The sequence below is a fragment of the Corynebacterium sp. genome (assembly GCF_030535495.1).
GTDB lineage: Bacteria > Actinomycetota > Actinomycetes > Mycobacteriales > Mycobacteriaceae > Corynebacterium.
Window position 1 is genome coordinate 2,248 of the sequence record NZ_JAUNRW010000129.1, and the last position, 2,990, is coordinate 5,237.

The 2,990-nt window shown below is 68.6% G+C and carries 2 protein-coding genes and 1 tRNA gene; 2 read left to right on the plus strand and 1 reads right to left on the minus strand.

All coding sequences use genetic code 11. The features are described 5' to 3' along the window. Nucleotides 1–1,172: arginine--tRNA ligase (gene argS, locus Q4F73_RS11310; protein ID WP_303359445.1), on the minus strand; the 1,172-nt coding region annotated here is incomplete at its 3' end. 114 nt (nt 1,173–1,286) lie between these two features. Here argS and Q4F73_RS11315 point away from each other — a divergent pair. After that, nucleotides 1,287–2,843: an alpha/beta fold hydrolase gene (locus Q4F73_RS11315; protein WP_303359446.1), complete on the plus strand. Its 1,557-nt coding sequence runs from the start codon at nt 1,287–1,289 to the stop codon at nt 2,841–2,843. Nucleotides 2,844–2,912: 69 nt separating this feature from the next. Next, nucleotides 2,913–2,985: transfer RNA gene (locus Q4F73_RS11320), tRNA-Arg, on the plus strand. Nucleotides 2,986–2,990: the final 5 nt, after the last annotated feature.

Below are 2,990 nucleotides of genomic sequence, written 5' to 3' on the forward strand. Positions count from 1 at the left end.
CCGATGGCCTCGACGAGGTCGTCGAGGGTGATCACGGTGCCGGCGCGCTTGGACATGCGCACGGCCTCACCGTCGCGGACGAGGTTGACCATCTGGCCGATGAGCACCTCGACCTGGTCGGCGTCATAGCCCAGCGCCGCGGCGGCGGCCTTGAGGCGGGCGACGTAGCCGTGGTGGTCGGCGCCGAGCATGTAGATGCACAGGGAGTGTCCGCGGTCGAACTTGTCCTTGACATAGGCGATGTCGCCGGCGATGTAGGCGGCATCCCCGTCGGACTTGATCACCACGCGATCCTTGTCGTCGCCGAAATCGGTGGAGCGCAGCCACCAGGCACCGTCGTTGTCGTAGAGGTTGCCGTTGTCCTTGAGGGTCTGCACGGCGCGATCGACGGCGCCGGACTCGAACAGCGAGTTCTCGTGGAAATAGACGTCGAAATCGGTGCCGAATTCGTGGAGGGATTCCTTGATGTGGTTGAACATCATCTCCACGCCGGCGGCGCGGAAGGTCTCCTGGACGTCGCCGCTGCTCAAGGCGTCAGGATGCTTATCGACGACCGCCTGCGCGATCTCGCCGATGTAGTCACCACCGTAGCCGTCCTCCGGGGTCGGCTCGCCCTTCGCCGCGGCCACCAGGGAACGGGCGAAACGGTCGATCTGGCCGCCGTGGTCGTTGAAGTAGTACTCGCGGGTGACCTGTGCGCCGGCGGCGGTGAGCACGCGGCCCAGGGAATCGCCGACGGCGGCCCAGCGGGTGCCGCCCAGGTGGATGGGGCCGGTCGGGTTCGCGGAGACGAACTCGAGGTTGATCTTCTGCCCGTCGTACATGTCGAGGTGACCGTAGGCCGCACCGGCGGCGAGGATCTTCGCCACGATCTCGCCCTGGGCAGCCGCCGCCAGGCGGATGTTGAGGAATCCCGGGCCCGCGATCTCGGCGGAGTCGATGGCGGGGTCGGCCGCGAGGGCGTCGGCAAGCAGGGTGGCCAGCTCGCGCGGGTTCATGCCGACCTTCTTGGCCACCTGCAGGGCCAGGTTGGTGGCGTAATCGCCGTGCTCGGGGTTGCGGGGGCGCTCGACGACCACCGGATCGGGCAGCACGGAGGTGTCGAGGTCGCGGGAGCCGAGCACGCCGGCGGCAGTCTCCCGGATGAGGGACGCGAGATCAGCAGGTGTCATGGGCGCAAAGTCTAGTGCACCCCAGTCACGAATCCGCATTGAGGCTGTCGGAGACGGATAGTTTTGATTATCATATAAGCCGCTGCTCTTGACCCCCCGATCAGAAAGCACGTCATGCGCCTTCTTCCCCGTACCCTGGCCGCCGCCGCGACCCTCAGCCTGCTGCCGTTGACCGTGCCGGTGGCCTCCGCGGCTCCCGCCGTCACCTGGGAGGAGTGCCCCGTGCAGGTCACCGATCCCAGCGCGGAATGCGGGCGTATCGACGTCCCCCTGCACCACTCCGACCCGGACGGCGAGACCATCTCCGTCGGCTTCGTCCGCGTCCCCGCCGCCTCCGGCACCGCGCGCGGCACCCTCTTCGGCAACCCGGGCGGCCCGGGTGGGGACGCCTACGCCTACTTCGGGAACAACGAGAACCTGGCGTGGCCGGCCGGCATCGTCAACGAGTGGGACCGCGTCGCCGTCCAGCCGCGTGGCCTGCCCGGCTCCACCGGCCTCGACTGCGCCGAGGAGGCCCTGGCCATGGGCATGGGGGACGCGCTGACCCGACAGGGCGGCTTCATCCGCGAGGCGTGCGAGCGCCAGCACCCGGGGTACACCGGCTCCCTGACCACCGATAACACCGTCGACGACTGGGAGTGGGTCCGCCAGGCCCTGGGCCACGAGCAGATCTCCATCATGGGCCTGTCCTACGGCACCTTCCTCGGCTCCGCCTACGCCACCCGCTACCCGCAGCACACCGACCGTGTCGTCCTCGACTCCGCCATGGACCCCGCCCTGGCATGGAACGGTGTCATGGGTTCCCAGCAGGCCGGTTACGAGCAGTCCCTCCACGACTTCATGGCCTGGGTCGCCGAGCGCGACGACACCTACGGCCTGGGCGATACCCCGCTCGCCGTCTACCAGGCGTGGTCGGCACGGATCGTCGCCGAATCCGGCACCAACCCGACCGTCGTCCCGCCGCCGGCCCAGGTCGGCGACCTCCCGCCGGGCCTCGACTCCTCCGGTGAGCTCGGTGCCCAGGCCTACACCGCCGTCAACCCCTTCGTCGTCTCCTCCCAGGGCTTGAGCTCCCAGGCCGTCACCGGCGGCAACCAGGCCTCCTCTCCCCTGCTCAGCATGACCAGGATGGGCCTGCCCTTCACGTCCCAGTGGGATGGACTGGCCCGCATGATCAACGGCACCCAGCCGGTCCCCTCCGCCGAGGAGATGGCCGACACCACCTCCCCGGAGGCGGTGAGCGACATGGCCAACGCCCAGCTCATGCAGCGCATCATCATGTGCAACGAGAACGTCTACCCGGCCAACCCCCTGGACATGCCGAAGTACGCCTGGTCCAACTACGTCACCGGCGACATCTTCACCGCCCCGAACGCGATGTTCACCTCCGGCGCCGCCTGCGCCGGTGCCGCCCCCGTCGCGGGCCTGCCGGCCACCAACGGCGACGCGCTGGAGACCCGCCCGCTGCTCATCCAGGCCACCGGTGACCCGCAGACCCCCTACGGCACCCACCGCGCCCTGGCCGAGTCCATGAACGCCCACGTCATCACCGTCAACGGTAGCGGCCACGGCCACGTCGGCATGGGCAACGACGCCGTCGACGAGGCCGTCGTGGAGTACCTGCGCACCGGCTCCACCTCCGTCACCGAGGTCCCCGGCCTCAACAGGTAGCCGGATTGGGCCGCCCCCGGGAGGGGTGCTAGACTTTCATCGTTGTCATCCCGCGTGGGTGGCAACGATGTCTCCGTAGCTCAGTGGATAGAGCATTGGTTTCCGGTACCAAAGGTCGCAGGTTCGAATCCTGTCGGGGACACTTTT

Coding starts and splice junctions, on each gene's coding strand:
- Q4F73_RS11315 (WP_303359446.1), top strand. CDS start 1,287: ATGCGCCTTCTTCCCCGTACCCTGGCCGCCGCCGCGACCCTCAGCCTG.